The organism is Chitinophaga parva (assembly GCF_003071345.1).
Lineage (GTDB): Bacteria > Bacteroidota > Bacteroidia > Chitinophagales > Chitinophagaceae > Chitinophaga > Chitinophaga parva.
Genome location: NZ_QCYK01000002.1, coordinates 554,502 through 577,936, shown reverse-complemented (window position 1 = coordinate 577,936; position 23,435 = coordinate 554,502). Strand labels below are relative to the sequence as shown.

Below are 23,435 nucleotides of genomic sequence, written 5' to 3'. Positions count from 1 at the left end.
GCCCGCCATTGTTGCCTTTGATGAAATGTTTATTTGAGTATTTTCTTGATCTTATTGGCCCGCTGGATCGCTTTGTAAAATGAATCGTAATCCTCATTTTCCAGCAGCGCCTTCATGGACTGCAACTGGTGGATGTGCTCATCCAGTACGTCCAGTACATTGTTGCGGTTGTGCTTAAAGATGGGCACCCACATGTCCGGCGAGCTTTTGGCCAGGCGCACGGTAGATTCAAAACCACCGCTGGCCAGTTCAAAGATGCGGCCTGCTTCCCTTTCCTTTTGCAGTACGGTCAGCGCCAATGCAAAAGAAGTGATGTGGGAAATGTGCGATACATAGGCCGTGTGCAGGTCATGTTCTTCTGCGTTCATGTACACGAGGCGCATCTGCAACTTGTCCACCAGGTCTTCTGCTATTTCCACTGCATCTTCATCGCTGTGTTTTACATCGCAGAGCACCATGGTCTTGTGCAGGAACAGGTTGGGAATGGCGGCATCCGGCCCCGAATATTCTGTACCTGCCATGGGGTGGGCGGCTACGTAACGGCCGCGGTTGGGATGGTCTTTTACCAGCTCCAGTATTTTTTCCTTGGTAGATCCTACGTCCATGATCACCTGTTTAGTGGCTTTGTCGAGCAACTGCGGCAGCAGTCGCAGTACCCCGTCTACCGGGATGGCCAGGATCACCAGCTGGCTTTGGGCAAATGCTTCTTCCAAAGGCATGCTGGTATCGATCAGTCCCAGTTCTTTGGCGCGCACCAGGTTGGCTTCGTTATTATCCACGCCAATGATAGTGGTGGCTATTTTCTGTTCGCGCAGGCTGATGGCCAGTGAGCCGCCGATGAGGCCTACGCCGATGATGGTAATGGTCATTGTTGTTTTGCTTTTTTGATCCGGCTGATGGCTTCTTCAAACACCTTTTCGTCCTTGCACAGGCTCACCCTGATATAGCCGTTGCCGTTAGTACCAAAAATACCGCCCGGCGTAATGAATACGAATGCTTTCTGTAATACCTCATCGCTTACCGCGTAGCCATCTGCATAGCCGGCGGGGATCTTTGCCCATACGAAGAGGCCTACCTGTTGCGGATCGTACTGGCAGCCCAGTACATCCAGCAGTTCCATTACTTTTTTGCGGCGGCCCGCATAGATGGTGTTCAGTGCATCGTACCAATCCTTGCCCAGCTCCAAAGCCTTTACTGCAGCGGCTTGTACGGGCTGGAACATCCCGGAGTCCATATTGCTTTTGAAGCGCAGTACTTCGGTGATGTACTCCTCTTTCCCTACCAGCATGCCCACGCGCCAGCCGGCCATGTTAGATGATTTGCTGAGTGAGTTCAGCTCCAGTACCACGTCTTTGGCACCGGGTACTGCCAGCAGGCTTTGGGGCTGATCGTTCAGGATAAAGCTGTAGGGATTATCATGGCAGATCAGGATATTATGTTGTTTGCCAAAGGCTACCAGCTTCTCAAAGAAAGCAGTATCTGCCCTGGCGCCGGTGGGCATGTGCGGATAGTTCACCCACATCAGCTTTACCTTGCTGAGGTCTGACCTACCCAGGGCATCCAGGTCCGGCAGCCAGTGATGGGCTTCGGTAAGGTCATAGTCTACCACCCTGGCGCCGCTCAGCTCCACGGCAGAGCGGTAAGTGGGATAGCCGGGATTGGGCACCAGCGCCTCATCTCCCTCCTGCAGGTAGGTCATGCAAATGTGCATGATACCTTCCTTGGAACCGATCAGCGGCAGCACTTCTGTATCAGGTTGCAGCGTTACGTTGTAGAAGCGCAGGTACCAGTCCGCAATAGCCTTGCGCAAAGCGGGGATGCCCTTGTAGCCTTGATAGGCGTGGGTATCCGGTCGGTGGGCCTGGGTGTTCAGGGCCTCGATCACGCTGGCATGCGGTGGCAGGTCGGGGCTGCCTATGCCCAGGTTGATCACAGCCTTACCTTCCGCATTCAGCTGGTCTATTTCCCTCAGCTTGCGTGAAAAGTAGTATTCCTGCGTTCCTTGTAATCTTTTCGCTACGGTGATCATCATGTCTGCTTGTTGTAACGGTTCAGTATTGCTAAAAATATTATTCGCTATTCAATCCTTGTACTGCCTAATGCGTATCTCCTTTCTGGTAAATTCCCAGCACCTTCATGCCCGGCGCGTCTTTCAGGATCACCTCCTTTGCTTTTTCAAAATGCGCCAGGTCGTTAAATTCCATGTCGGCGTGGAAGTAATAGTTCCATTGTTTGGCCGGGATGGGGAACGACTGGAGCTTTGAAAGGTTGATGCCAGCATCTGCAATACTGGTCAGTACCTTGGCCAGGCTGCCTATGCTGTGGTCTGTTTCAAAATACACAGAAGCCTTGTTCGCATTTTCCGCGGGGGCCACCGGTACTTTGGAGATGGCCAGGAAGCGGGTATAGTTATTCTTTTCCGTCTGTATGTTCGGCGCAATGATATCCAGCCCGTAAATCTCTGCCGCCAGTTTGCCGGCAATGGCAGCGGTGCTTTTCAGTTTTTTGCTGTGCACATTTTTGGCGCTGAGGGCTGTATCTTCTGTTTCTACCAGTTTAATGTGGGGATATTTTTCCAGGAACTGCAGGCATTGCAGCAGCGCCATGGGGTGTGAATGCACTTCGCGGATATCGTCCATCGTTTGCCCGGGCAGCACCATCAGGTGTTGACGGATCTGCAGGTATATTTCACCGATCACGTGCAGCCCTGAATTTTTGAGCAGGGTGTAGTTGGGTAAAATGCTGCCTGCAATAGAATTTTCAATGGCCATGATGCCTGCATCCACCGTCTTTTCCGTCCTTACTTTCTTCACCAGTTCTCCAAAAGAGGCGCAGGCCTCAATGGTAGTATCTTTTCCGTAATAGCTTTGCGCTGCGATCTGGTGAAAACAGCCTTCGAATCCTTGAATGGCGATACGCATAGTGTATAGTTAAATTGCTAATGGTGGTTTTTAATTCGTTGCTTCAACAACCAAATACCCCGTGAAACGAAAAGGGGCCGCCGCAGTGCGGGACCCCTTTATTTTCGCTGAAAGATTTTTAGTGCTTTAGTTTTTACAAAAGAGTCCCGGTCTTCCCTGCAAAGAAGAAGTAATAGAAACCAAAGTAATAACCGAAAGACTTTTGTAACATAAAAACGATAATGACTTAAAACAAAAAAGGCCCCCTTTCTCAGGAGGCCTTTGTAACTTCTTTTTTATATATACTTACAAACGACCTCCTATTCCTGGAACCAGAAATAGTAAAAACCAAAGTAGTTAAAGGTCACCTGTGAAGTCATGTGCGATTTGAATTGTGATACAAAAATACGCGCCGCTTTTAAAATTCCAATAGCCAAGGCAGAAATTTATATATTTTTCAAAAAATACTTCCCTCTACCCGAAAACTTTCAAAGATATAGGAAAAAATGCATGCTTTACGTGGCAAACAGGCAGTACGCCGTGAAAAGTAAGGCACAAAAAAAGCCGCTGCAATAATGCAACGGCTCAAAAATATATTTCTTACGAAATTATTTCTTGGTAGAATCAGCTTTAGCAGCAGCAGTGTCAACGGGAACAGCAGCAGCAGTGTCAGGCTTAACAGCAGCAACGGTAGAATCTACAGTGGTAGTAGAAGTAGCGGTAGAATCAGCAGTTTCGGTTTTAGCACCAGAACCGCAAGATACTGCAAATACGCCCAGAGCGATAGCGAAGAAACCAACTTTCAGGAAATTTTTCATCGTACTATGTTTTAAGGTTTAAAGTTATTTATTCTTTATACCGGCATTATCAAAAAGGTAACCCCGGGTAACCCAACTTTTTTTAAAAATTTTTTTTCTGCTACTTTGGGTTACAAAAAGGTCTAAACCAGTATTAATAATCAGATACCATAGTGAAGCATCAACCGCACATAGAAAGGGATAAACTATTACTGGAAGGATTGGTGAGCAATAAGGATAATGCATTGGAAATCATTTATTTAGAAAATTTTCCCGTTATTCTTCGCATGATTTTACAACACCGCGGCACGGAAGACGATGCCCGGGATGTGTTCCAGGATGCCATGATCGTATTGTTTGAAAAGGTGCAACGGGGTGATTTTACCCTGTACAGCCAGCTCAAAACCTTTCTTTACTCCGTGTGCCGCCACCTGTGGCTGAAGAAAATGCAAGGCCCCCAGCCGGTAGCACTGCTGGAAGGCCATGAAGAAAGCCCGGAAATAGAGGACGCCCTGGAAGAGAAAAAGCGCAAGGACGAGCAGTTTCACGTAATGGAAAAGGCCATGAGCAGCATGGGCGAGCCGTGTAAGACCATCCTGGAAGCGTATTATTTACAGAAACGCTCCATGCAGGAGATCGCTGAGAAATTTGGCTACACCAATGCGGAAAACGCCAAGAACCAGAAGTATAAATGCCTGATGCGCCTTAAGAAAATGTTTTTTGACCAATATAAAAGATAAAGGAGGAGTGCCGTGAAAGATGATCTGAACCTCATTAGGGAAATTGAACGCTACCTGGAAGGGGAAATGAGCGAGCAGGAGCGCAGCGCATTTGATGCACTGCGCAGGAAAGACCCGGCGGTAGATGCCGAGGTGGCCCGCCACCAGTTATTCCTCCAGCAGTTCAGTGATTATGGCCGCCGCCAGCAGTTACAGGACAACTTACAGCGCATTCACAGTGCTATAGATATGGACCGCCTGCGTGAAGCAGTGGCGCCCGCGGGTACGGCTTTGCCCGCATCCGGCAAGGTGATTTCCTTCCGCCGCCGCGTATTTACCGGCGTGGCAGCCGCCGCCTGCATTGCGATCGTGAGCTCCCTGGGCACCATCGCCTGGACCCAGCACTACGCCCGCCACAATACCAATGCCCAGTACGAGGACGTGCGCCGCGTGCTGAACACCATCCAGCGTTCCCAGAACGCCATCATCAATGATATTAACAGTAAGAACCGCGCCCCGCTGAACCCCGGCAATTACGGGGGCACCGGCTTTGCCATCTCTGCCAAGGGTTACCTGGTGACCAACTACCACGTGATCAAAGGCGCAGATTCCCTGTACGTGCAGAACAGCAAAGGCGAGTTCTTCAAGGCCATCACCGTGATGGAAGACAATACCAGCGACCTGGCCGTGTTAAAGATCTCCGACTCTACGTTCAAAGGACAGCCCCTGCCCTACTCCATCCAGCCCCAGAAGGTAAAGCTGGGTGAAGAAGTGTTCACCCTGGGCTACCCCCGTGATGAGATCGTTTATGGCAAGGGTTATATCAGCGCCCAGACCGGTTTTAACGGCGATACCGTGGCCTACCAGGTGTCTATCCCGGTGAATCCCGGCAACAGCGGTGGCCCCCTCATCAATAATAAAGGAGAAGTAGTAGGCATCATCAGCGGCAAGCAGACCACTGCAGACGGAATCGCCTTCGCGGTGAAGTCTGCCAACCTGAAACGCCTGCTGGAAAAGATCCCGAGGGATAAGGTGAGCCGCAAGGAATGGAGCGGCCATAACCACCTGGACAACCTGGAGCGCCAGGACCAGATCTCCAAGCTGGAAGATTATGTGTACATGGTAAAGGTGTACAACAGCCATTGATATTTTTTTTCTATACTGATACAGTAGAACGGTGCATCATTCTGGAGGTGCGCCGTTTTTTTATGGCCTGCGGCCAATAGCAGGGCCCTGGCCGGCATCATCCCCTCCAAAATGCGAAGCGGCGCACATCCCCACCGGGATATGCGCCGCCTTTTTATCACATTGGCCGCAGGCCGGAAAACTAATCTTTCTTGATCCAGGCGTGATACTGGTCTGCTATCCAGTAAATAAATTCCTCGCTGGGCTGTACGCGCAGTATCTCGTACTGGGGCCGCACCTTTTGCATGAAGCGCAGCAGGGAATCGCCCTTGAGGCCTGTGACCTGGCTTACCAGCAAAGGCGTGTAGCGGGAGTCAATGTATTTTTCACGCTCGTTCTGCACATAGATCTTCTGGAACTTGCGTTTTTCCTTTTCCTTTTTGGAGAAGCGGGTAATGGGGCTGAAGGAAACACCAAAACCCTCGGGGGTGGAATTGCCCGCCAAAGGAATATCCTTGGCCTCGATCCAGGGCTGGAACTGGGCGCGCCGGTCCATGGAGTCCAGCTGGTAGGGCGTGTATTGTGATTTCACCTCTACCCCATGCAGGAAACGCTCCTGTTTGGAGAGCACGATATTCCGGGTGAGGGTGCCTGTGCTCTGGTTTACCGCGAACGTGTTGGTAATGTAGCCCACGAAGGAAAAGACCAGGCTGTCTCCGCGGTGGGCCTCTATGCGGTAAAAGCCGCCGGCATCAGCGTAATTGCGTTTCCCGGTTGTTTTATTGAGCACGGACGTCCCGGGCATCACCAGTTTGTTCTCATCCTGCACCATGCCGGTCACGGTTACCTGGGCTTTTGCCTGTACCAGTGCCATGCTGGCCATGCAGATCAATAGGGCTGTTTTCAGTCTTACGCTCATATAATTGGTATAAATGTCAGGGGGATTTCCACTGCGTCAAAGGTCAGCCTTTTACGCATACAACAATAACACAATTTTGACACAGGGATTGTATATTTTCTATGAGCATAGAAAGAAACAGGCCCAAACAAAAAGATCTCCCGACCAAATGGCCCGGGAGATCCTGGTATAAACAAATAAGGATGTACCGTGTTAAATGCTGCTGGAGCCGCGTATCACTGCCAGCAGGATGGCTATGATGGCCAATACCAGCAGGATGTGGATCAGGGCACCGGCGGAGTACACGAAGAACCCCAGCAACCAGCCGATGATCAGGATAACGGCGATAATATAAAGAATGCTGCCCATGGCTATAAGTTTTTATCGTGCGTGTTAAGAATAGCAATGACTTCCTCGCGGGTCTTACCCAGTTTTTGCTGGAGCTTTCCAATCAATACATCTTCTTTGCCTTCACTGTACAGCAGGTCATCATCGGTAAGTGCTGCGAATGATTTTTTGAGGCGGCCTTTCGTTTCATTCCAGGCGCCTTTCAATTGTAGCGTGTCCATATTTCAGTGTATGTTTTAAGATATGGTGAACAATGAGAAACATGCAATGGCCTTGCGTTTGGCGTAATCCAAAGAGCGTGCCAATGGAAGCGTACAGCGTACAGCGTACAGCGTACAACGTACCAGGCACCGGGGTGAGTGTGCTCTGCTATATATTGTTGCTGCCACGCCCCACCGCAATAAAAAGGCGCAAAGCCGGCAGGACCAGCTTTGCGCCTTTACAATGTTGTTTATGATCTGAAGCACCGTACGTTGTACGCTGTACGTTGTACGCTGTACGCTGTACGATTTTCCTACAACCTGATCTTATATGTAGTACTGAACGTTTTACTCTCACCCGGGGCCAGTTGTACCAGGCCTATCTTATTATTGAATGCATCCGGGGCACCGCTCAGGTTTTCTACCGCAATGCTGCGGCGGTGGGGCGGTGTGTACACCTGCAGTACAGGATAGCTGGCATCGGGATAGAACTCGATGGAAAGTTTTTTGGCGGGATCGTGCAGTATGGCGGCAGGGCCGGAGATACTGAGGTCACGCAGGAAGGAATTATCCAGCTCCACACCGGTGAGATTGCGTTTTGCCGCAAAAGTATTGTAAGGCAATAGCTGGCCGGTGGGCAGTAATTTTTCATTGAACTCTACGAGGTGAGTAGCGGCAAACTGTAGCTCCAGTGCATCAATGCTGCCGCCGGTGCTGAAGTAGGGATGCCATCCGTCCATCACCGGGATGGCCACATGGCTGTGGTTTTCCAGTGTGGTGGTCACGGCCAGTTGGTTGTCCGGCAGGAGGCGGTATTCTACCAGGCAGTCGTAGTTGAAAGGATAACCTGCGTCTTCTGCGCGGTAGGTGTATTGCAGATTGATGGCGGCTGAGGCGTCATTGGCCGCTTGCTGCACCAGCTCAAATGGCACATCATAGAGCAGGCCATGGATGTCGCTCTTTGCAATGGTGTAGGTCTGGCCGTTCCAGTTGTACCGGCGGTCCGTCATGCGGCATGCAAAGGGGCTGAGCTTAATGTTCTTAAAACTGCGGGTAAGGTCTGCCTGGAGATCTGCGCGGTCTTTGTAACTGTCTATCACGTTCAGCGGGCTTCCATTGTACTGCACTTTAAATGCATGCAGTAATGCACCGTGTGCAGGCACCACCTGTACTTCCGTGCCGTTGTTGTCTTTTAAAACGATGATATCAAATCCATCCTGGGATACCTGAGAAATGCTAAATGCCACGGTAATTGTTTTTTTGCGGATGACCAAATTAATAAAATATTTCAAATAGCACCGGGGATAAAACACGGACAGTATGAGCTACGCAAGCGTTTGTGTAATTTATAAAAGACAACATCCGCTTCCGGCATTTCCGGCATTGGAAATCGGTATAGCGGATGTTGTTATGTTTAAACCAGTTATATACTTACCAGAAAATGGTGTAGAGCGCAGTAAGCAAACCAACGATCAGTAAAGAGATCACCAGGAAAGGTGTGGATGGTTTGAACATCTGTGCGTCCACTTCCAGGCCGCGGGGATTGTTTTTGCTCTTGGGGTCCATGAGGGAAATAATGATCATACCTGCAATACATACCACGAACACGATGCCCATACGGTCCAGGAACGCGATCTCAAAACGGCCACTGTCGGGGTTCAGCTTAGACCAGCCGGAAGCTGCCAGGCCGGAAAGGTCTGCAAATTTAGGCAGCACTTTCATGACGATAGACAACAGGAAGCCACCGATCATGGCAAACATGGCAGCGCCGGAGTTGGTGCGTTTCCAGAAGAAGCCCATGATAAACATTGCAAAAATACCCGGCGATACAAAGCCGGTGTATTCCTGGATGAACTGGAAACCACCTTTCTTATCGATACCCAGGAAGGGAGAGATAATGATGGCCAGGATCATGGCCACTACCACGGTGATACGGCCTACCACCACGATCTTCTTTTCATCCGTAGTATGATATATTTTCTTGTAAATATCCAGGGAGAAGATGGTAGAGATACTGTTTGCCTTACCAGCCAGGGAGGCTACCACGGCGGCCGTTAAAGCCGCGAAGGACAAGCCTTTCAGGCCGGAGGGCAGGAGGTTCAGTAACACGGGGTAAGCGTGGTCCGGGTTCTGATCGGCGCCTACGCCGATGCCTTCATGGAACATCCCTTTCTGATATAGCACATACGCTGCAATACCGGGTATTACCGCGATGATGGGCATGAGCATTTTCAGGAAACCGGCAAAGAGCAGGCCATTGCGGGCCGTCTTCAGATCGGCACCCAGTGCACGTTGGGTAATATATTGGTTACAGCCCCAGTAATTCAGGTTCACGATCCACATACCGCCTACCAGCACAGACAGGCCGGGCAGGTCGAGGTAGTTGGGATTATTTTTGTCCAGGATCATGTGGAAGTGATCCGGTGCCTGCTGCATGAGCAGGTGAAAGTTGTTGAATACACCGGTGGTGTTGTACTGCTGGCCTACCAGGCCCAGTGCCAGGTAAGTAGTGGCCAGGCCACCCAGGATGAGGAAAAACACCTGTATTACGTCCGTGAAACCGATCACCTTCATACCACCCAGTGTGATCACCACGGCAAAGAAGGCCAGTGCGATCATACAGACCTCGAAGTTGATGCCGGACACGGTGTTCAGTGCAATAGCACCCAGGTAAAGAATAGAAGTAAGATTCACCACCACGTACAGCAGCAACCAGAATACGGCCATGATAGTGGCCACTGTTTTGCCATAGCGCTGCTCCAGGAACTGGGGCATGGTATAGATCTTGTTCTTTAAATAAATAGGCAGGAAGAACACCGCCACGATGATCAGTGTGGCAGCAGCCATCCACTCATACGTGGAGATGGCCAGCCCCATTTTAAAGCCGGAACCAGACATGCCGATCATCTGTTCTGCAGAAATGTTAGATGCGATCAGCGATGCGCCGATGGCCCACCAGGTAAGGGAGCCCTCTGCCAGGAAAAAGTCCTTACTGTCTGAAACAGCCTTTTTCTTCTTGTTATAAATGTAAATACCGTAACCTGCTACGATCAAAAAGTAGATCAGGAAAACGATGTAATCCTTGGTGTGCAATAGGTTCTGCTGCATAGTATTAATTCAAAAACGTGGGTGTGATGTTATTTTACGTGGTGACTGTTGTTTTTTTTAACGCGGATCAAGATAGTAAAGAAAAACGATTAAACGTACCAATTACGCTTAAATTTATAAATTGTCAACATGACACTTTATTTACTGGTTCCAAAAGTAATTAAAAACGGCAATTAAAATAGTTTTTTTCAAGGAACTATGCAAACGTTAGCATAGAATTTACTGAGATGTTTATCCAGTGCGGGGCAGGAGGAAATGAGCGGGTTGGCCTGCTTGTTTTGCACCAGGATGTGACGGAGTATAGCAGGTTGGCCTGTTTGTTTTGCACCAGGGTGTGACGGAGTATAGCAGGTTGGCCTGTTTGTTTTGCACCAGGATGTGACGGAGTATAGCGGGTTGTGCCCATTTGTTTTGCTCCAGGATGTGACGGAGTATAGCGGGTTGTGCCCATTTGTTTTGCACCAGGGGGTGGCCGGGTATAGCGGGTTCTATCCATTTGCGTTGCACCGGAGGCAATGCGGCGTAAACATTATCCATCTGTGCTGCATCAAAACGTATAGGATTCCCGTTCTGCTTCCGGCAGCATCATTTCCGCCAGGCGCTCCCCTACCGCGCTGCCAATGGCCACGCCCATCCCTCCCATGCGCACGCCCAGGAAAACGTCCGGTGCTTTTTCTTCGAGAATAGGTTGCTTGGTGGCGCCAAAAGCCATGATGCCGGTCCACCGGTTGGCCACCGGCGCCGGGCGACCGGGCAGGATCACGTTATGTAGCTTATCCTGCAAGGCTTGCTGTATGTATTCATTAAGGGCAAAATCAGTGGTAGCCTCTCCCGCAAAATCCAGGTTGCGCCCCCCGCCCAGCAGGATGCGCCCGTCTATCTCCCGGAAATAAAAGTAGCCTTCCTCCATATGGAACACTCCTTTGAAAGGCAGGCCTGGTATAGGTTCCGTGATCAGTACCTGGCCGCGGCCGGGCTGCAGGTCCAGGTCGGGAAAAAGCGTTTTTGTAAATGCATTGGTACAAAGTGCCACGGCTTTTGCCTGCAGGGGCACGGGGGGCAAACCACTGGCGCTTACCTGTAAGCGGACCCCCTGCGACAGGTGCTCCAATGCCTGTACCGTGCACCCGGTTTTTATTTCTATGCCCTGCTGCAGCGCCATATCCACCAAAGACCGCATCATGCGCCCGGAATGCAGGCCGCCTTCAAAATTATTTTGCACCAGCCCTGCAATGGACCGGGGATTGAAACCAAAGTCTTTGATCTTGTGTGAGCGCAAACTAAACGCAGGGCCATTGAGCACGGGCATAAGCAATCCGTTCACTTCCTCCAGGCGGTCCAATGCCTGAAGCGATCCTGCATCCAGGAGCTCATAACTGCCGCTTTCTTCGTACCCGGTGGCTGCATCGCCCAGGCGGGCCCGTAACAACCGCAAGCCCTCCCGCCGGAAAGCCACGAGGGACGCCACTTCCGCGGCGGGCATGGTTTCCAGGTCAGCCAGTATTTCGGTAAGACTGCCTATGCAGGCAAAACCTGCATTGCGGGTGCTGGCGCCGGTAGGCAGCACACCTCTTTCCAGTACCAGCACCCGTGCCCTGGGTGCCCGGGCCCTGAGCCCCAGCGCAGTGGACAATCCCACGATGCCGCTACCCACCACGATGTAGTGGTACTGCAAAAAACTTTCTTGTTCCCAGAAGCTTAACATACCTGTAAATTAAGGCATTGGCGGCAGTTCCACCCGCCCGCGGAAAAATTAACACATCGCCCTGTCAACGCTTAACATTAGAATAACATTAACCGATTACATTTAATTCCCGATCAGTAGCCTAATTGCGCAAAACATGTCTGATAGCCCTTCCAAAACATTGTTCGACCGTTTCTTTGCCGAGCATAACGACAAGATCTACCGCTTTGCGTTCAAGTTAACCGCAGACCACAGCAGGGCACAGGAGATCACGCAGCAATGTTTTATCCGGTTATGGGAGAACATTGAGCAGGTGCGCCCGGACCAGGACATCTTCCCGTTGCTCTTCGTTTACACCAAAAACCTCGTGATCGACAATTCCCGTAAGCTGTACCGTGAAAAAAAGATGCTGTCTGAAGCGGCGCGCAACCAGCCGCCGGAGGCCCAGGAAGACGCCTCCCCCCTGATGATGAAAGAGTACGAAAGCCAGCTGGAGAAGGTGATAGAACGGATGCCGGAACAGCGGAAAGCGGTGTACCTCCTGAGCCGCAGGCTGGGCTATACGCACAAGGAAATTGCAGACCGCCTCTGTATTTCGCCGGCCACCGTGAAGAACCATCTTACCATTGCCCTGCAATTTATACGGCGCGAGTTGCTACAGTATTACGATATGCATTAACCCTGTTCAAACTTTTATACCATGCGCATTCCCCGTTGTTCGTGGTTAGGCCTGTTAGTACTGGCGGCCTGCCAAAAGAAAGATATTGTAGCCCCGGTGCCTACCGGCCCGGTAACACAGGCGGAAGTAAATAAGTGGGTACTGGATAGTATGCGGTATTATTATTTATGGAATGATGGATTGCCGGGAAAAGCGGATACCACACTTAGCCCGCTGAACTGGTTTGCCACCCTGCGCCGCAGCGACGACCCATTTTCCTTATTGTACAACAGCACGGACCCCTCTACCCTTCAACGTTATTTTCTTTACACTTATGGCATTGACTTCAGTGTGATCAGCTGGCCCGCTGCCCCGGGTGGTGCGCTGGGCGTGATCAAGCAGGTGGTACCTGGCGGAGCCGCTGCCATGGCGGGCTTGCAGCGGGGGCAAATGTTTACACATATTAATGGTACCGCGCTTACTACCAGCAATGCCGCTGCATTGAGTGATGCCTGGCTGGGCGGCACACAAGTCACATTAAAACGCGCTGATTCCACCACGGTGGATGTATACCTGGCCGGTAATTATGAGTACCCGGTGTATCACACCCTGCTGCAAAGCGGTGGCAAAAAAGTGGGCTATGTTTTTTACGACGCCTTCAATGATGATCTCAACAACTCCCTGGTAGCCACTTTCAGCGATCTTAAAACGGCGGGTGTACAAGAACTGGTGCTGGACCTCCGCTATAACACTGGTGGCAGCCTGAGTGCCGCGGCGGTGCTCACCGCACTCATTGCGCCTAACGTGAACGCCAATACGAATTTCCTGCAATTGTCCGGCAACGGGCACCTTGGTACCCGGTCCAGCAGCTTTGCCAATATTATGGCATACCCGGAGCGCGGGCAGGCGCCGGTATTTTCCAATGTGCAACCGGCCCAACTTGCATTGCCCCGTGTGTTTATCCTTACCACGCATAAGACCATCTCTGCGGCGGAGCTTACCATCAATTGCCTGAAGGCATATACGCAGGTGATCCAGATCGGTGAAACCACCTATGGAAAGGACAAGGCCGCGATCGTGATCACGGACCAGCGGAGTGTAAAGCGGCTTAACTGGGTACTGGAGCCTCTCACCTACCGGCTGTTGAATGCCAAAGGTAGTGGAGGCTATACTGCTGGCATTGCCCCGCAGTATGTGCTGGATGAAATGGGCAGCTTGCCCTTGCGGGCGTTTGGCGATCCGGCAGATCCCTTGCTGGCAAAGGCTTTGGGGCTGATCAGCGGGAACGGGCGCAGTGGATCTCCTGCTACTCCGCAAGGGCCGCCTGCCATTTACACCCCGTCTGCTCCGCATACACAGCTGATCGTCCCGGCGAGGGAGCACTAGTGGTACTGATGCACGGGCTGCAGTAGTACCGGCAAGGGTTTAAAAAGGGCGCGTTCTAAACAGAATGCGCCCGTTGGGTAAGGTCCTAGGAGAATATCAATTTTACGCAGTTTGAGTATAAACATTTGCCGGACGGCCATACGCTCATTTTAATCGCCCGGTATCCACCCCGGCATGCACGTCGTGCAGTTCCAGGGTCACCTCTGTAATACGTGTTTTGCTGCCTACGCCCAGCAGCAGCAGGCCACCGGGGAAATTATTTACATTATCATCTTTTCTGTAAACTATACGCACATGTTCCAGGGCTCCCGTGCTATCTGCAGGGTAGGTACCCCCATAGCTAAGCTTTTGCCCCGCTACCCAATTGGCTTTATCATAAATATCCTTTTTGCCAGCCGGTGCGTTCCCTAATAAAATGATGCCTCCTCCCTTTCCTCCGAGGTAAAAATTTACCGGGAAACGGCCGGTTCCCCTTGCCACCAGTTTACTGCCTCTCGTTACGATGATACCAGATCCACCACCCTGTGCCGGCGGCAGCGTGTATATCTCCGCGCCCGGTTCAATGGCCAGGGAAGCGTCATTGGTCACATACAGCCAGCCTTTAATGAACCAGGGGTGTGTGCCGGTAAGCAGGGTGGGTTGTGTAACTATGGCTGGCAAGGTATCCGACAGGGGTACTACCTGCATTACCGTAACCTCCTTCCGGGCGGTCAGCTCATCCTTTTTACAGCTGCTTACCAGCAGCACCACTGTTGTAATCAAAAGGCCTGTGTAAAAACCATTGCTGATGGATCTAAGGAATTTCATAACCATCTTATTGGTGGGGGAAAAAACAATGAATGATCCGTTTTATATGGAATTAATTTTTTCTGTTTTGTAACGCCCGTCTAAAAACTGATGTAATTGGGGTACACCATACCATCTATATCCGTATATAGCTGGTCAATAAAGAAAGAGCCTCCCGCGCCTACGAATACAGGGCCGGGCGACAGCGCTGCTTTGGTATCTGCATTGAGCACTTCTGCAAAGTAATTATTGCTATTGCCGGATGCATCAAACCCCGGAAGTGAGTAAGTAGCGGAAAGCTTACCCGGAGCAAGATTCTCCAGCGTGAACAGTTCCTCAAACTCACCGGTTGTGTTATTCATTACGGATACTTTTACGTCCACCGGCACCTTTGCCCCATCTATCTTTACGGAGTTCTGGAAGTTGAAATAAGCGGTATCCGGCGCATAGGGCTGGGTATTTAGAAACCCACTTATCCCAATGTCTGTTGCATATACAAATTTGAAATCCAGCTGGCCATCCTTGGGTACCATGATCAGCGTATCCGCAATCAGGGTATCTGCATCCAGGTCAAAAACCTGCAGCTTTCCTGCTACTCCGGCAGGAAGCAACTTGCCTACAAGGCCGGTAGGTATTGAATCGCTTTTAAATATGGCGCCTATAACGGGTGTATTGGGATAGGGCACCACACTGAAGGTCACTTTCCCATAAAAATGAAGGTCACTTGATACTTCGCCTTTTCTACAGGCGGTTGCTAATAAAACAAATAATAGAACTCCTAAGATTGAATAACGCATCAGATATTTAATTTAGAAAAGGTGTTGTGCAAGGCAAACAGCCCTGCACAACACGGTAAAGATTATTGCAGTCTTACCCAGGCCGGATGGTCTGAAGTACAGGCGGGAGCATTGTTCTTGGTCCAGTTGGTACCATTGGGGAATGCGCCAGCCACTCTGTAGGTAGCACTGGTGGGGATGAAGTTGCTGATGTTCGTATGCGTAGTGAACAGCGGCAGGATGGTGGTGGGGCCAGATACAGTTACATCGTTGTCACCGGCTTTCATAGTGTACAGTGAGAATACACCGCTGAATTCTTTGGTATAACCGTACTGAACACCGCCAGCGGAAGTGTAGCCTGTAGCAAACAGCTTATTAGTAGTAGAAGTACCTGCAACATATTTGCTGATGGTATTAGCACCGCTTGCAGGCAGCGTTGTATCCATATCCCAGCCTTCATTGTAACCCAGGAAGATAGAGCTGTCGATGGTGAACTCCGCATTTCTTCTGATATGGGCAGCACGGCCATAAGAACCGGCGCCGGAGGGAGCGCTGTTGGTAACTGCAGCACGGGCAGCAGTGGTACCTGCGATGGTTACAAATTTGTACTTGGGATGCGTGAACGGAGTGCTAGCGCTGCCGGTAGCGTCGTTGTCGCTTTCAAAGCCATTAGACTGGCTCTTGTCAGCACGGTTCTGATCAGCCAGGCCCAGTGCATAGGTGATAGAACCTACGAAACCGTTGTCGGTATCGAACATGTCGTCCAGTGCGTCAACAGAGATCAGGTGGGAGCAGTTTACAGTGCCACCAAACCATTCGAAAGAGTCGTCGTTTGATTTGAAAGCTTCCACATAGTCGATAGTAGTACCATCACCTACACCAGCCAGGGTGAGGGCGTTGATTTCCTTGTCTACTACCTGTGCATAACCAGCATACTCAATACGTACATACTTGAGGATACCGGAATTGTCGTGGGGCAGGCTGCCGCCAAAAGTACCGTCTACACCAGCGGGGGGAGTAACACCTTCCACAACGGTAGTGAGCGGAGCGTTGGTAGGTGCCTGGCCCAGCAGGATGATACCACCCCAGTCGCCGGAGCGGGGAGCAGTAGCAGTACCGGAGTTAGCAGAAGTAAATACGATGGGGTTTGCAGGGGTACCAACTGCTACCAGTTTGGAACCTTTGGTGATGATCAGCGCACCACCGGGTACACCGCCAATGGTGGTATCGCCTACTTTACCTGCGATCACCGCACCAGCGTCGATGGTCAGGGTGTGGTTACCGGTCACCCAAACCTGGGCACCCAGGATGTAACGTTTGGTGTTACCCAGGTGGAGGTCAGCAGTGATGTTGCCAGTGATGGTGCTGTCGGTAGCTTTGGTGGTAGTGCTATCGCAGACAGACAGAACCAGCGCGCCAGCTACTGCGGCATGGTTGTTTACGTTGTTGTCCTTTTTACAGGAAGAAGCCAGGATAACGCCTGCAAGGGTCATTGCAGATAAGGCGGAAACAATGATGGACTTTTTTTGCATTTTTTTGTTTTTTCAAGGTTAAAACTGAGACACCTGATCAGGGTATTATAAATGGATACGCGTATACTGTGTTAACTATAAACCGATCTGCACATTGCATTAAAAACGATAACTGATAGTGGCACTATATGTTTTTCCGGGGCTTGCCTTATAAACAATATAGTCCTGGCCTTTCTGATAGAGCAATTCTTTTGTAGTGGGGTCTCTTTTCCCGTTTTGGGTATCGCCGTTGTCGTTATAATTATTCCGGTAAATGATGGAGTAACTGTTGAGCAGGTTGGCGACATTCACTTTTATTTCCATTTTCCTGTGCAGGAGCAATACAGCTACCTGCGCATCGAGCGAAGTAAGCGGGCGTTCAAAAATGGAAAGCTGGTAAGGAATGGCGGCGCGGAAAGTACGGTTGGAGGTGTAGTTATAATTCACCGTTACATTTACCGGGCTCCAGTCAAAATTAGTACCAGCGTTGACCAGGTAATTGCTGGCGCCGGTTTGCGGGCGTTTTTCCTCCTTGCCGGTAATTTCCTCCACCACTATTTTCCTGGGGTTGAGAGAATCTGCTTTAAAGCCATATTTAACCAGTGGCACCACCCGCGCATCCAGGTAGGTAAAGTTGCCATAGAGGGTAAGGTGTTCCAATACCGGCACTTTGGTAAATGCAAACGACTTACGCATTTCCACTTCCACACCATAATTCTTAGCCTGTTTATTATTGCGCAGGGAGTATAGTTCAGAAGTACCATCCTGGTATATTTCCATCGGGTATTTCAGATCCTTGTAAAAGCCTGACAAGCTCAGTATTTCACCGGGGTTAGGGTACCATTCGTAACGGAGATCATAGTGACTGATCAAGGTAGACCGCACGTAATCGCCGAGGTACACGCCTCCCAGTTCAAAGTCGTACTCCCGGAAAACAGAGAGCTCACGCAGATCGGGGCGGATAATGCTCTTTGCATAAGCTGCACGTAAGTTCATGGAGGGCGTCAGCGCATACACCAGGTTAGCGGAAGGAAAAAGGCGGAAAGGCTTTTCAATATGCTGGATGGCGGAGAAATCCAGGTCATCTTTCCCCCCATTCGCTGCAATCAGTGCCTGCTTTGCACTATCCAATGCACTGCCGATCTTGTTCAGGTCATAATATTCACCACGCACACCCCAGATCAGCCTGAATTTACCGATCTTATTGTCCAGCATCACATAGCCTGCATGCTGACCAATAGCTGCGCGAAAGTTATCGCCATACTGGCGGTCAAAATCAAATTTCAGATCATAGTCAGCAGAGAAAGCCTGTGAGATCGGTACAAAAATGCCGTTATTGTTAAACTGGGAATATGAGCGCACTACGTAAAACGACCGGTCTTTGTAAGCACCCCAATAGCCTACCTTCAACGAGTTTTCAAGCGGCAGGTTCCCGATATTGAATTTAAACGGTGTTGCGTAGCTCAACTCCCAGCTGGTATTGCGCTCCAGGGCCCTGTTCCACTGGCGTAGTGAGCCCATGGCGAGATAAGGGGCGTTACCCGCATCAATATTGTAATTATAAGGCGCTGTGCTGTCTGGCTGCAGGTAATCGTTCAGGGAAATGTGGTTATCCGGGCGCAGCTTATCCAGGCGCAGGTAGCTTACCATAGCATTCAGTTTTGCCCCCCGTTTATCCAGCGCCCATTCTGCTTTTAACTGCGACTGCCAAAGATTTGTTTGCGTGGTAATATCATAATAACCCCTTGAGTTAACACGGGTATTATTCACCGCACCACCACCGCCAAAAATAAATGGCTGATCCAGGTTGCGCAGGTAAAGGGTTTGCAGTGACATGCGCATGCCGGCACTGCGATAGCCCAGGCCCAACGTGGCTCCCAGGTCAGTATTAAACCCATAGCGCTTCCCGTTAAACAGCACTCCCTGTGACGCATCTACACCGCCGAGGGAATAACCGTTCTGCGCCATTACGATATCCTGTGTAGCAAAATTATTACGGTACCCGGCGGAAGCCATAATACCCATTTGACGGCTCCCCTGTTTAAAAACATGTCCTGCCGATAGCTGGTAATTTTGAGAAACAGGTGCCTTCATCGCGGCAATGCCCCAGTTATTATTCACTGCTGAAACATTTTTGCCACTGGCGTCAAACCGCTGGAACATTTCCTTGTTGCTTTTATAATCCAGGCTCCCCATAAAATAACGGCTCTTGCCTGGTAAAGCGAGGTAGGATTGGTTGTCCAGGCCTACGGAATAAAAATCCTTCCCGGTGGTATTGTCATTGTAGCTGGTGCCTGCCTGTACGTAAAGAAAATCAGACGACGGTATATCCAGCGTGGTTACTTCCACGGAGCCGCCGCCAAATTCGGCACTGTGATCGGGTGTCAGTGTTTTAACTACCTGTACATTTTCCACGATGTTGGTAGGCAGTATATTAAAACTAAAGTTCTTGCGGTTCAGTTCCGTGCTGGGCATCACCTGGCCGTTCAACACCGCCTGGTTGTACCGCTCACTCAAGCCACGTACCACCACGTATTTGTTATCCATGGTAGATACCCCGCTTACCCGCTTCATCACCTCCCCCAGGTTTTTATCCGGGGTACGGGCGATCTGTGCAGCACTGATCCCATCTGTCATTGCTGCATTATTCTTCTGCATCGCATACAGCCCTTCCACCGAAGCCTTGCGGTAGCTGGCCGTTACGGTCACTTCTTTCAGGCGGCTGCCACTATTGCGCAGCAGTACATTCAACGGCGTATTAGCGTCTTCGCGCACCACCACATCAGTAACTCTTTTAGTTTCATAAGAGAGGAAGCTATAAGTGATCGTATAATTACCCGGAGGCAGGTTCAGCTCATAGGTGCCATCCGCCTGGCTGATAACACCTCTCCCGCCATCTACCAGGATGGTTACACCCGGCAGGGGCTCGTTCTTATTGTCAACTATTTTCCCGGTGATCTTTCCATCTTTGGCGGCCACGCTTTCCTGGCGGCCACGGCGCAGTGCAATGGTGCTGCCATTTGTCATTTCAATATCGATCGGTTCATTTTCATCCAGGTAACGTAACACGTCTGCAATAGAATGGCTGTTAAAGTGAGGGGCACTTACTTTACAATGCTGGAGGTATTCGGGATCGTAGATAAACGTGTACTTTGTCTGTTGTTGCAAAGCCCTTACCACTGCAGCTGCCGTTGTATGCTCCATTTGCAGCTGTACTTTATCATTCAATGACTTATAAGATTGTGCGGCCAGTACCGCCGGGCAGATGCCCGCTACAAACCAGGCCAGGAAAAGCATATTTTTGGACATAGCCCTTCCTGTACAAAATCGATTTGTAAATTTTTGCATACCTTCGTTCTTTGTTTTTTCAAGTTAAAAATGACTACCGTACCGGGATGTTTACCCTGGTAGTGAGCACTGTTTCAAGGCAGTGCTTTTTTATTTGGACCTTCTTTATTTTTCGCTGGTGGCTTGCCGTTGTGATCTTCAATGTTTATGAATCAGGTACGTGTTTGCGTTTACCTGGGTGTACGTGAAACCGTGTACATATTTTAAAGTGGCTATTACATGCTCCAGTGACTGGCCGGCGCTGAACGTTCCCGATATCTTTTTATGCGCCAGCAGGCTGTCTTCCAGGATAATATGGCATCCATACCGTTGCTGCAGCCTTGCAAATACATCATTCATGTCTACCTTGTCAAATATGATCTTTCCCTGCTTCCAGTCTACCACCTCCGCCTCGTGGAAAAGGGCCACGGTGGCGCTTCCTGCGGGAGAGAACAACAGCCGCTGGCCGGGGAGCAACTCCCTGCGGAACTGGTGTGCCGCATCGGTAGTGCTCACCGCTACCCTGCCTGTAAGCAGTGCCACTTCTATGCTGCCATCTGCATGATTGGCGGTGGAAATATTGAAGGTGGTGCCCAGTGCCATGGTAGTGATATTACCTGTGTGCACCTGGAAGGGATGTGCTGCACCGGGGGCGGCTTCAAAGTAGCCTTCGCCCGCCAGCCACAGCTCGCGGTTATCAGTGTTGTAACCTTCATTATAAATAACGTGTGAATAAGCATTGAGCCACACCACAGAACCATCCGGCAGGTGGTAGCGTTGCAGTTCCCCACCCTTGTTGGACAAAGTATCCCAGGCCTGGCTGGCCAGGGCTTTGTGGCCATTGCGCCCGGCACCCAGCATCCAGGCGCCCGCCGCGCCTATGATCAGCAGGGTTACGGCCGCGGCTATACGATACCAGTGAGCAGGTTGGGTACGGGGCAGTTGTTTTATTTTGGGGTCTGTCTCCGCCTCGCGCCACGTTTGCATCAGCAGGGCATCCAGCTCCGGGGTAGTCTCACTGGCCAGGTAGCGTTCTACCAAGGCCTGCTCGGCTTCCGTGCATTCCCCTTTAAAATACTTTTGCAAGAGTGGCTGTATGTCCATTTTTATGGCGGCGTTTTGAGTGGCCCGACATAAAGAGTACGCTTGCAGGAAACGGGGTTCCTAATCAATTTTGAGGCTTAACAATTCGGTAATATTGGGGCTAACCGGCGGGTTTATTGCTTCTTTATGCCATTATCCAGCGCATACGCATTAAAAGCAAGAAAGCGCAGCAACACAAAGTACAGGAAACTGTACACCAGCTGGGTACCTACAAACTCCCACTTCTCCAGCAGGCAGCTGCCCAGGATGAGCACCATCATCAGCACGGCACCCACTACCAGGGTAGCACGGGTAAGCCAGCCCAGGATGAGTAATGCCCCAATGATAAATTCCAGGAAAGGCAGTACATGGGCAAACGGCGTTACCAGCGCTGCCGGGAGCACGCCGTCAAACATTTTCACCATCCCCCCGGCAAACACTTCCAGCTTGGGAATACGCACCAGCCCATGCCCCATCATAGCCGCGCCCATCGTGATACGTAGCAGGGCGTAAGACAACTGTTCATTCGTAGTTTTCATATCACAAGATTAATTGAATCGCAAAGCTAACGGCTCCTCCGCCGGCCCGCTGGTATAATTTTATGAAAAAATGGTATGGTCCCAAATGCAGCAACGCCGCATTATACAAGATAAGCATCCTGTACAAAACGGCGTTCTGTTTTACATGACCATATGGCCCGGGCTATTTACACCAGGTACCCAAACAGGTCATCATTCTTATTCAGTTCTGTGTAGTTCAGGTGATAGCGCTGCATGTTAGCGATCAGTGCCTCGTAATCTTCCCGGTGCTTCAGTTCAATGCCTACCAGGGCGGGGCCGGTATCCTTGTTCGTTTTCTTGATGAACTCAAAACGGGTGATATCGTCATCCGGGCCCAGGATATGGTTAAGGAATTCACGCAGGGCACCGGGGCGCTGTGCAAAGCGTACAATGAAATAATGCTTCAGTCCTTCATACAGCAAAGACCTTTCCTTGATCTCCTGCATGCGGTCTATATCATTGTTGCTGCCGCTTACCACGCACACTACCTTCTTTCCTTTGATCTGTTCGGCCATATCGTCTAAAGCCGCAATGGACAAGGCGCCCGCAGGCTCTACCACGATGGCGTCTTCGTTGTATAGCTTCAAAATGGTGGAACATACCTTGCCTTCCGGAATGGTCAGCATTTTGTCCAGCACGGTTTTGCAAATTTCGTAGTTGAGGGTGCCTACCCTTTTCACGGCCGCTCCGTCCACAAAGCTGTCAATACCGTTGAGGGTCACGGGGCCGCCTTCGGCCAATGCCCGCGTCATGCTGGGCGCGCCTTCGGGCTCCACCCCTATCACCTGGGTAGCAGGGCTGTAAGTTTTGAAGTAGGTACCAGCGCCTGCGGCCAGTCCGCCGCCGCCAATGGGCACAAACAGGAAGTCAAAGTTTTGCTGGTCTTCCAGGATCTCCACCGCTACGGTGCCCTGGCCCGCAATTATTTTCGGGTTATCAAAAGGGGGAATGTAGGTCATGCCATTGGCCCTGGTAAAGGCCTGTGCTTCGGCAGAGCAGTCGTCGAAGGTATCACCCACGAGGCGGATCTGGATATTGTCGCCGCCAAACATGGTCACCTGCCGCACTTTTTGTTTGGGGGTAATAATAGGCATGAACACCACACCCTGTATGTTCAATGCCTTGCACGCATAGGCAAAGCCCTGCGCGTGGTTACCGGCGCTGGCGGTGGTTACACCCTTGGCCATCAGCGCGGGTTCCAGGCTGCGGATCATGTTATAAGCGCCGCGCAATTTGTAACTGCGCACGATCTGCATGTCTTCGCGCTTCAGGTACACATCGCACTGGTAACGGCGCGATAAGGTAGCACTATAGGTAAGCGGGGTGCGGTTTACCACGGGTTTCAACAGCGTGGCCGCTTCCTTTATCTGTGCTACGTCTACGAGGTTCTCTACTAACATATGAAGTCAATTTCCAGGAAACAATTTCCAATATCAGAACCTGAACACCAGGAACTGTAAAATAAAAGCCGGAAGCACAATGCTACAATCACCCAAAGGCCTTGCAGCATTGTACTTCCGGCATAATCATCGAAGTCTATAAATGTTTTGCCAATTGAAATTGGAAATG

At 50.7% G+C, this 23,435-nt stretch carries 21 protein-coding genes; 4 read left to right on the top strand and 17 right to left on the bottom strand.

Annotated features, from left to right (window positions below; all coding sequences use genetic code 11):
- Positions 1–29: 29 nt before the first annotated feature.
- The 4 genes from DCC81_RS12870 to DCC81_RS12850 all read right to left on the bottom strand — a co-directional run bounded on the left by DCC81_RS12870 (position 30) and on the right by DCC81_RS12850 (position 3,718).
- Entirely contained in the window at positions 30–869 is an 840-nt protein-coding gene (locus DCC81_RS12870) for a prephenate dehydrogenase (protein ID WP_108687031.1), read from the bottom strand.
- Complete coding sequence (locus DCC81_RS12865; RefSeq protein WP_205686326.1) at positions 866–2,032, bottom strand: pyridoxal phosphate-dependent aminotransferase; 1,167 nt, start codon at positions 2,030–2,032, stop codon at positions 866–868. Before DCC81_RS12865 ends, DCC81_RS12870 begins: the two co-directional genes overlap by 4 nt.
- Before the next feature lie 64 nt (positions 2,033–2,096).
- Positions 2,097–2,921 (bottom strand): prephenate dehydratase, encoded by an 825-nt coding sequence (locus tag DCC81_RS12860; protein WP_108687030.1) that lies wholly within the window; start codon positions 2,919–2,921, stop codon positions 2,097–2,099.
- Positions 2,922–3,508: 587 nt separating this feature from the next.
- The gene (locus tag DCC81_RS12850) at positions 3,509–3,718 is read right to left on the bottom strand and encodes a cytochrome C551 (protein WP_108687028.1); all 210 of its coding nucleotides are present in this window, start codon (positions 3,716–3,718) and stop codon (positions 3,509–3,511) included.
- 152 nt (positions 3,719–3,870) lie between these two features.
- Between DCC81_RS12850 and DCC81_RS12845 the strand changes: the two genes are divergently transcribed.
- Together DCC81_RS12845 and DCC81_RS12840 are read left to right on the top strand one after the other, a co-directional pair.
- On the top strand, positions 3,871–4,437 hold the full coding sequence (locus DCC81_RS12845) for an RNA polymerase sigma factor (RefSeq protein ID WP_108687027.1): 567 nt from the start codon (positions 3,871–3,873) through the stop codon (positions 4,435–4,437).
- 12 nt (positions 4,438–4,449) lie between these two features.
- On the top strand, positions 4,450–5,562 hold the full coding sequence (locus DCC81_RS12840; protein ID WP_108687026.1) for a trypsin-like peptidase domain-containing protein: 1,113 nt from the start codon (positions 4,450–4,452) through the stop codon (positions 5,560–5,562).
- 181 nt (positions 5,563–5,743) lie between these two features.
- On the opposite strand, the gene DCC81_RS12835 is transcribed toward DCC81_RS12840, so the two are convergent.
- The 6 genes from DCC81_RS12835 to DCC81_RS12805 all read right to left on the bottom strand — a co-directional run bounded on the left by DCC81_RS12835 (position 5,744) and on the right by DCC81_RS12805 (position 11,800).
- Complete coding sequence (locus DCC81_RS12835) at positions 5,744–6,460, bottom strand: carboxypeptidase-like regulatory domain-containing protein (RefSeq protein ID WP_108687025.1); 717 nt, start codon at positions 6,458–6,460, stop codon at positions 5,744–5,746.
- Between the two features lie 192 nt (positions 6,461–6,652).
- Positions 6,653–6,808, bottom strand: coding sequence for a lmo0937 family membrane protein (locus DCC81_RS12830; protein WP_108687024.1), 156 nt, complete (start codon positions 6,806–6,808; stop codon positions 6,653–6,655).
- 2 nt (positions 6,809–6,810) lie between these two features.
- Positions 6,811–7,008, bottom strand: coding sequence for a CsbD family protein (locus tag DCC81_RS12825; protein ID WP_108687023.1), 198 nt, complete (start codon positions 7,006–7,008; stop codon positions 6,811–6,813).
- Between the two features lie 293 nt (positions 7,009–7,301).
- Complete coding sequence (locus DCC81_RS12820) at positions 7,302–8,234, bottom strand: aldose 1-epimerase (RefSeq protein ID WP_165806563.1); 933 nt, start codon at positions 8,232–8,234, stop codon at positions 7,302–7,304.
- Positions 8,235–8,418: 184 nt separating this feature from the next.
- Entirely contained in the window at positions 8,419–10,095 is a 1,677-nt protein-coding gene (locus tag DCC81_RS12815) for a sodium/sugar symporter (protein WP_108687021.1), read from the bottom strand.
- A gap of 547 nt (positions 10,096–10,642) precedes the next feature.
- A complete protein-coding gene (locus DCC81_RS12805) occupies positions 10,643–11,800 on the bottom strand; it encodes an NAD(P)/FAD-dependent oxidoreductase (RefSeq protein WP_108687019.1) in 1,158 nt (385 codons plus the stop codon).
- 136 nt (positions 11,801–11,936) lie between these two features.
- Between DCC81_RS12805 and DCC81_RS12800 the strand changes: the two genes are divergently transcribed.
- Positions 11,937–12,458 carry an RNA polymerase sigma factor gene (locus DCC81_RS12800; protein ID WP_108687018.1) on the top strand — a complete coding sequence of 174 codons (522 nt, stop codon included), beginning with the start codon at positions 11,937–11,939 and terminating at the stop codon, positions 12,456–12,458.
- Positions 12,459–12,479: 21 nt separating this feature from the next.
- Positions 12,480–13,823, top strand: coding sequence for a S41 family peptidase (locus DCC81_RS12795; RefSeq protein ID WP_108687017.1), 1,344 nt, complete (start codon positions 12,480–12,482; stop codon positions 13,821–13,823).
- A 144-nt stretch (positions 13,824–13,967) separates the two neighbouring features.
- Here the strand turns inward: DCC81_RS12795 and DCC81_RS12790 are convergent, their stop codons facing one another.
- From DCC81_RS12790 to ilvA, 7 genes are all read right to left on the bottom strand, one after another.
- Positions 13,968–14,630, bottom strand: a complete 663-nt coding sequence (locus tag DCC81_RS12790; RefSeq protein ID WP_108687016.1) for a hypothetical protein — start codon at positions 14,628–14,630, stop codon at positions 13,968–13,970.
- 80 nt (positions 14,631–14,710) lie between these two features.
- Positions 14,711–15,310 carry a hypothetical protein gene (locus DCC81_RS12785; protein WP_108687015.1) on the bottom strand — a complete coding sequence of 200 codons (600 nt, stop codon included), beginning with the start codon at positions 15,308–15,310 and terminating at the stop codon, positions 14,711–14,713.
- A 158-nt stretch (positions 15,311–15,468) separates the two neighbouring features.
- On the bottom strand, positions 15,469–16,917 hold the full coding sequence (locus DCC81_RS12780) for a hypothetical protein (RefSeq protein WP_133177650.1): 1,449 nt from the start codon (positions 16,915–16,917) through the stop codon (positions 15,469–15,471).
- Between the two features lie 99 nt (positions 16,918–17,016).
- Positions 17,017–20,205 carry a TonB-dependent receptor gene (locus DCC81_RS12775; protein WP_108687013.1) on the bottom strand — a complete coding sequence of 1,063 codons (3,189 nt, stop codon included), beginning with the start codon at positions 20,203–20,205 and terminating at the stop codon, positions 17,017–17,019.
- A gap of 177 nt (positions 20,206–20,382) precedes the next feature.
- On the bottom strand, positions 20,383–21,327 hold the full coding sequence (locus tag DCC81_RS12770) for a FecR family protein (protein WP_108687012.1): 945 nt from the start codon (positions 21,325–21,327) through the stop codon (positions 20,383–20,385).
- Positions 21,328–21,440: 113 nt separating this feature from the next.
- On the bottom strand, positions 21,441–21,845 hold the full coding sequence (locus tag DCC81_RS12765; protein WP_108687011.1) for a DoxX family protein: 405 nt from the start codon (positions 21,843–21,845) through the stop codon (positions 21,441–21,443).
- 167 nt (positions 21,846–22,012) lie between these two features.
- Positions 22,013–23,266, bottom strand: coding sequence for a threonine ammonia-lyase IlvA (ilvA, locus tag DCC81_RS12760; RefSeq protein WP_108687010.1), 1,254 nt, complete (start codon positions 23,264–23,266; stop codon positions 22,013–22,015).
- Positions 23,267–23,435: the final 169 nt, after the last annotated feature.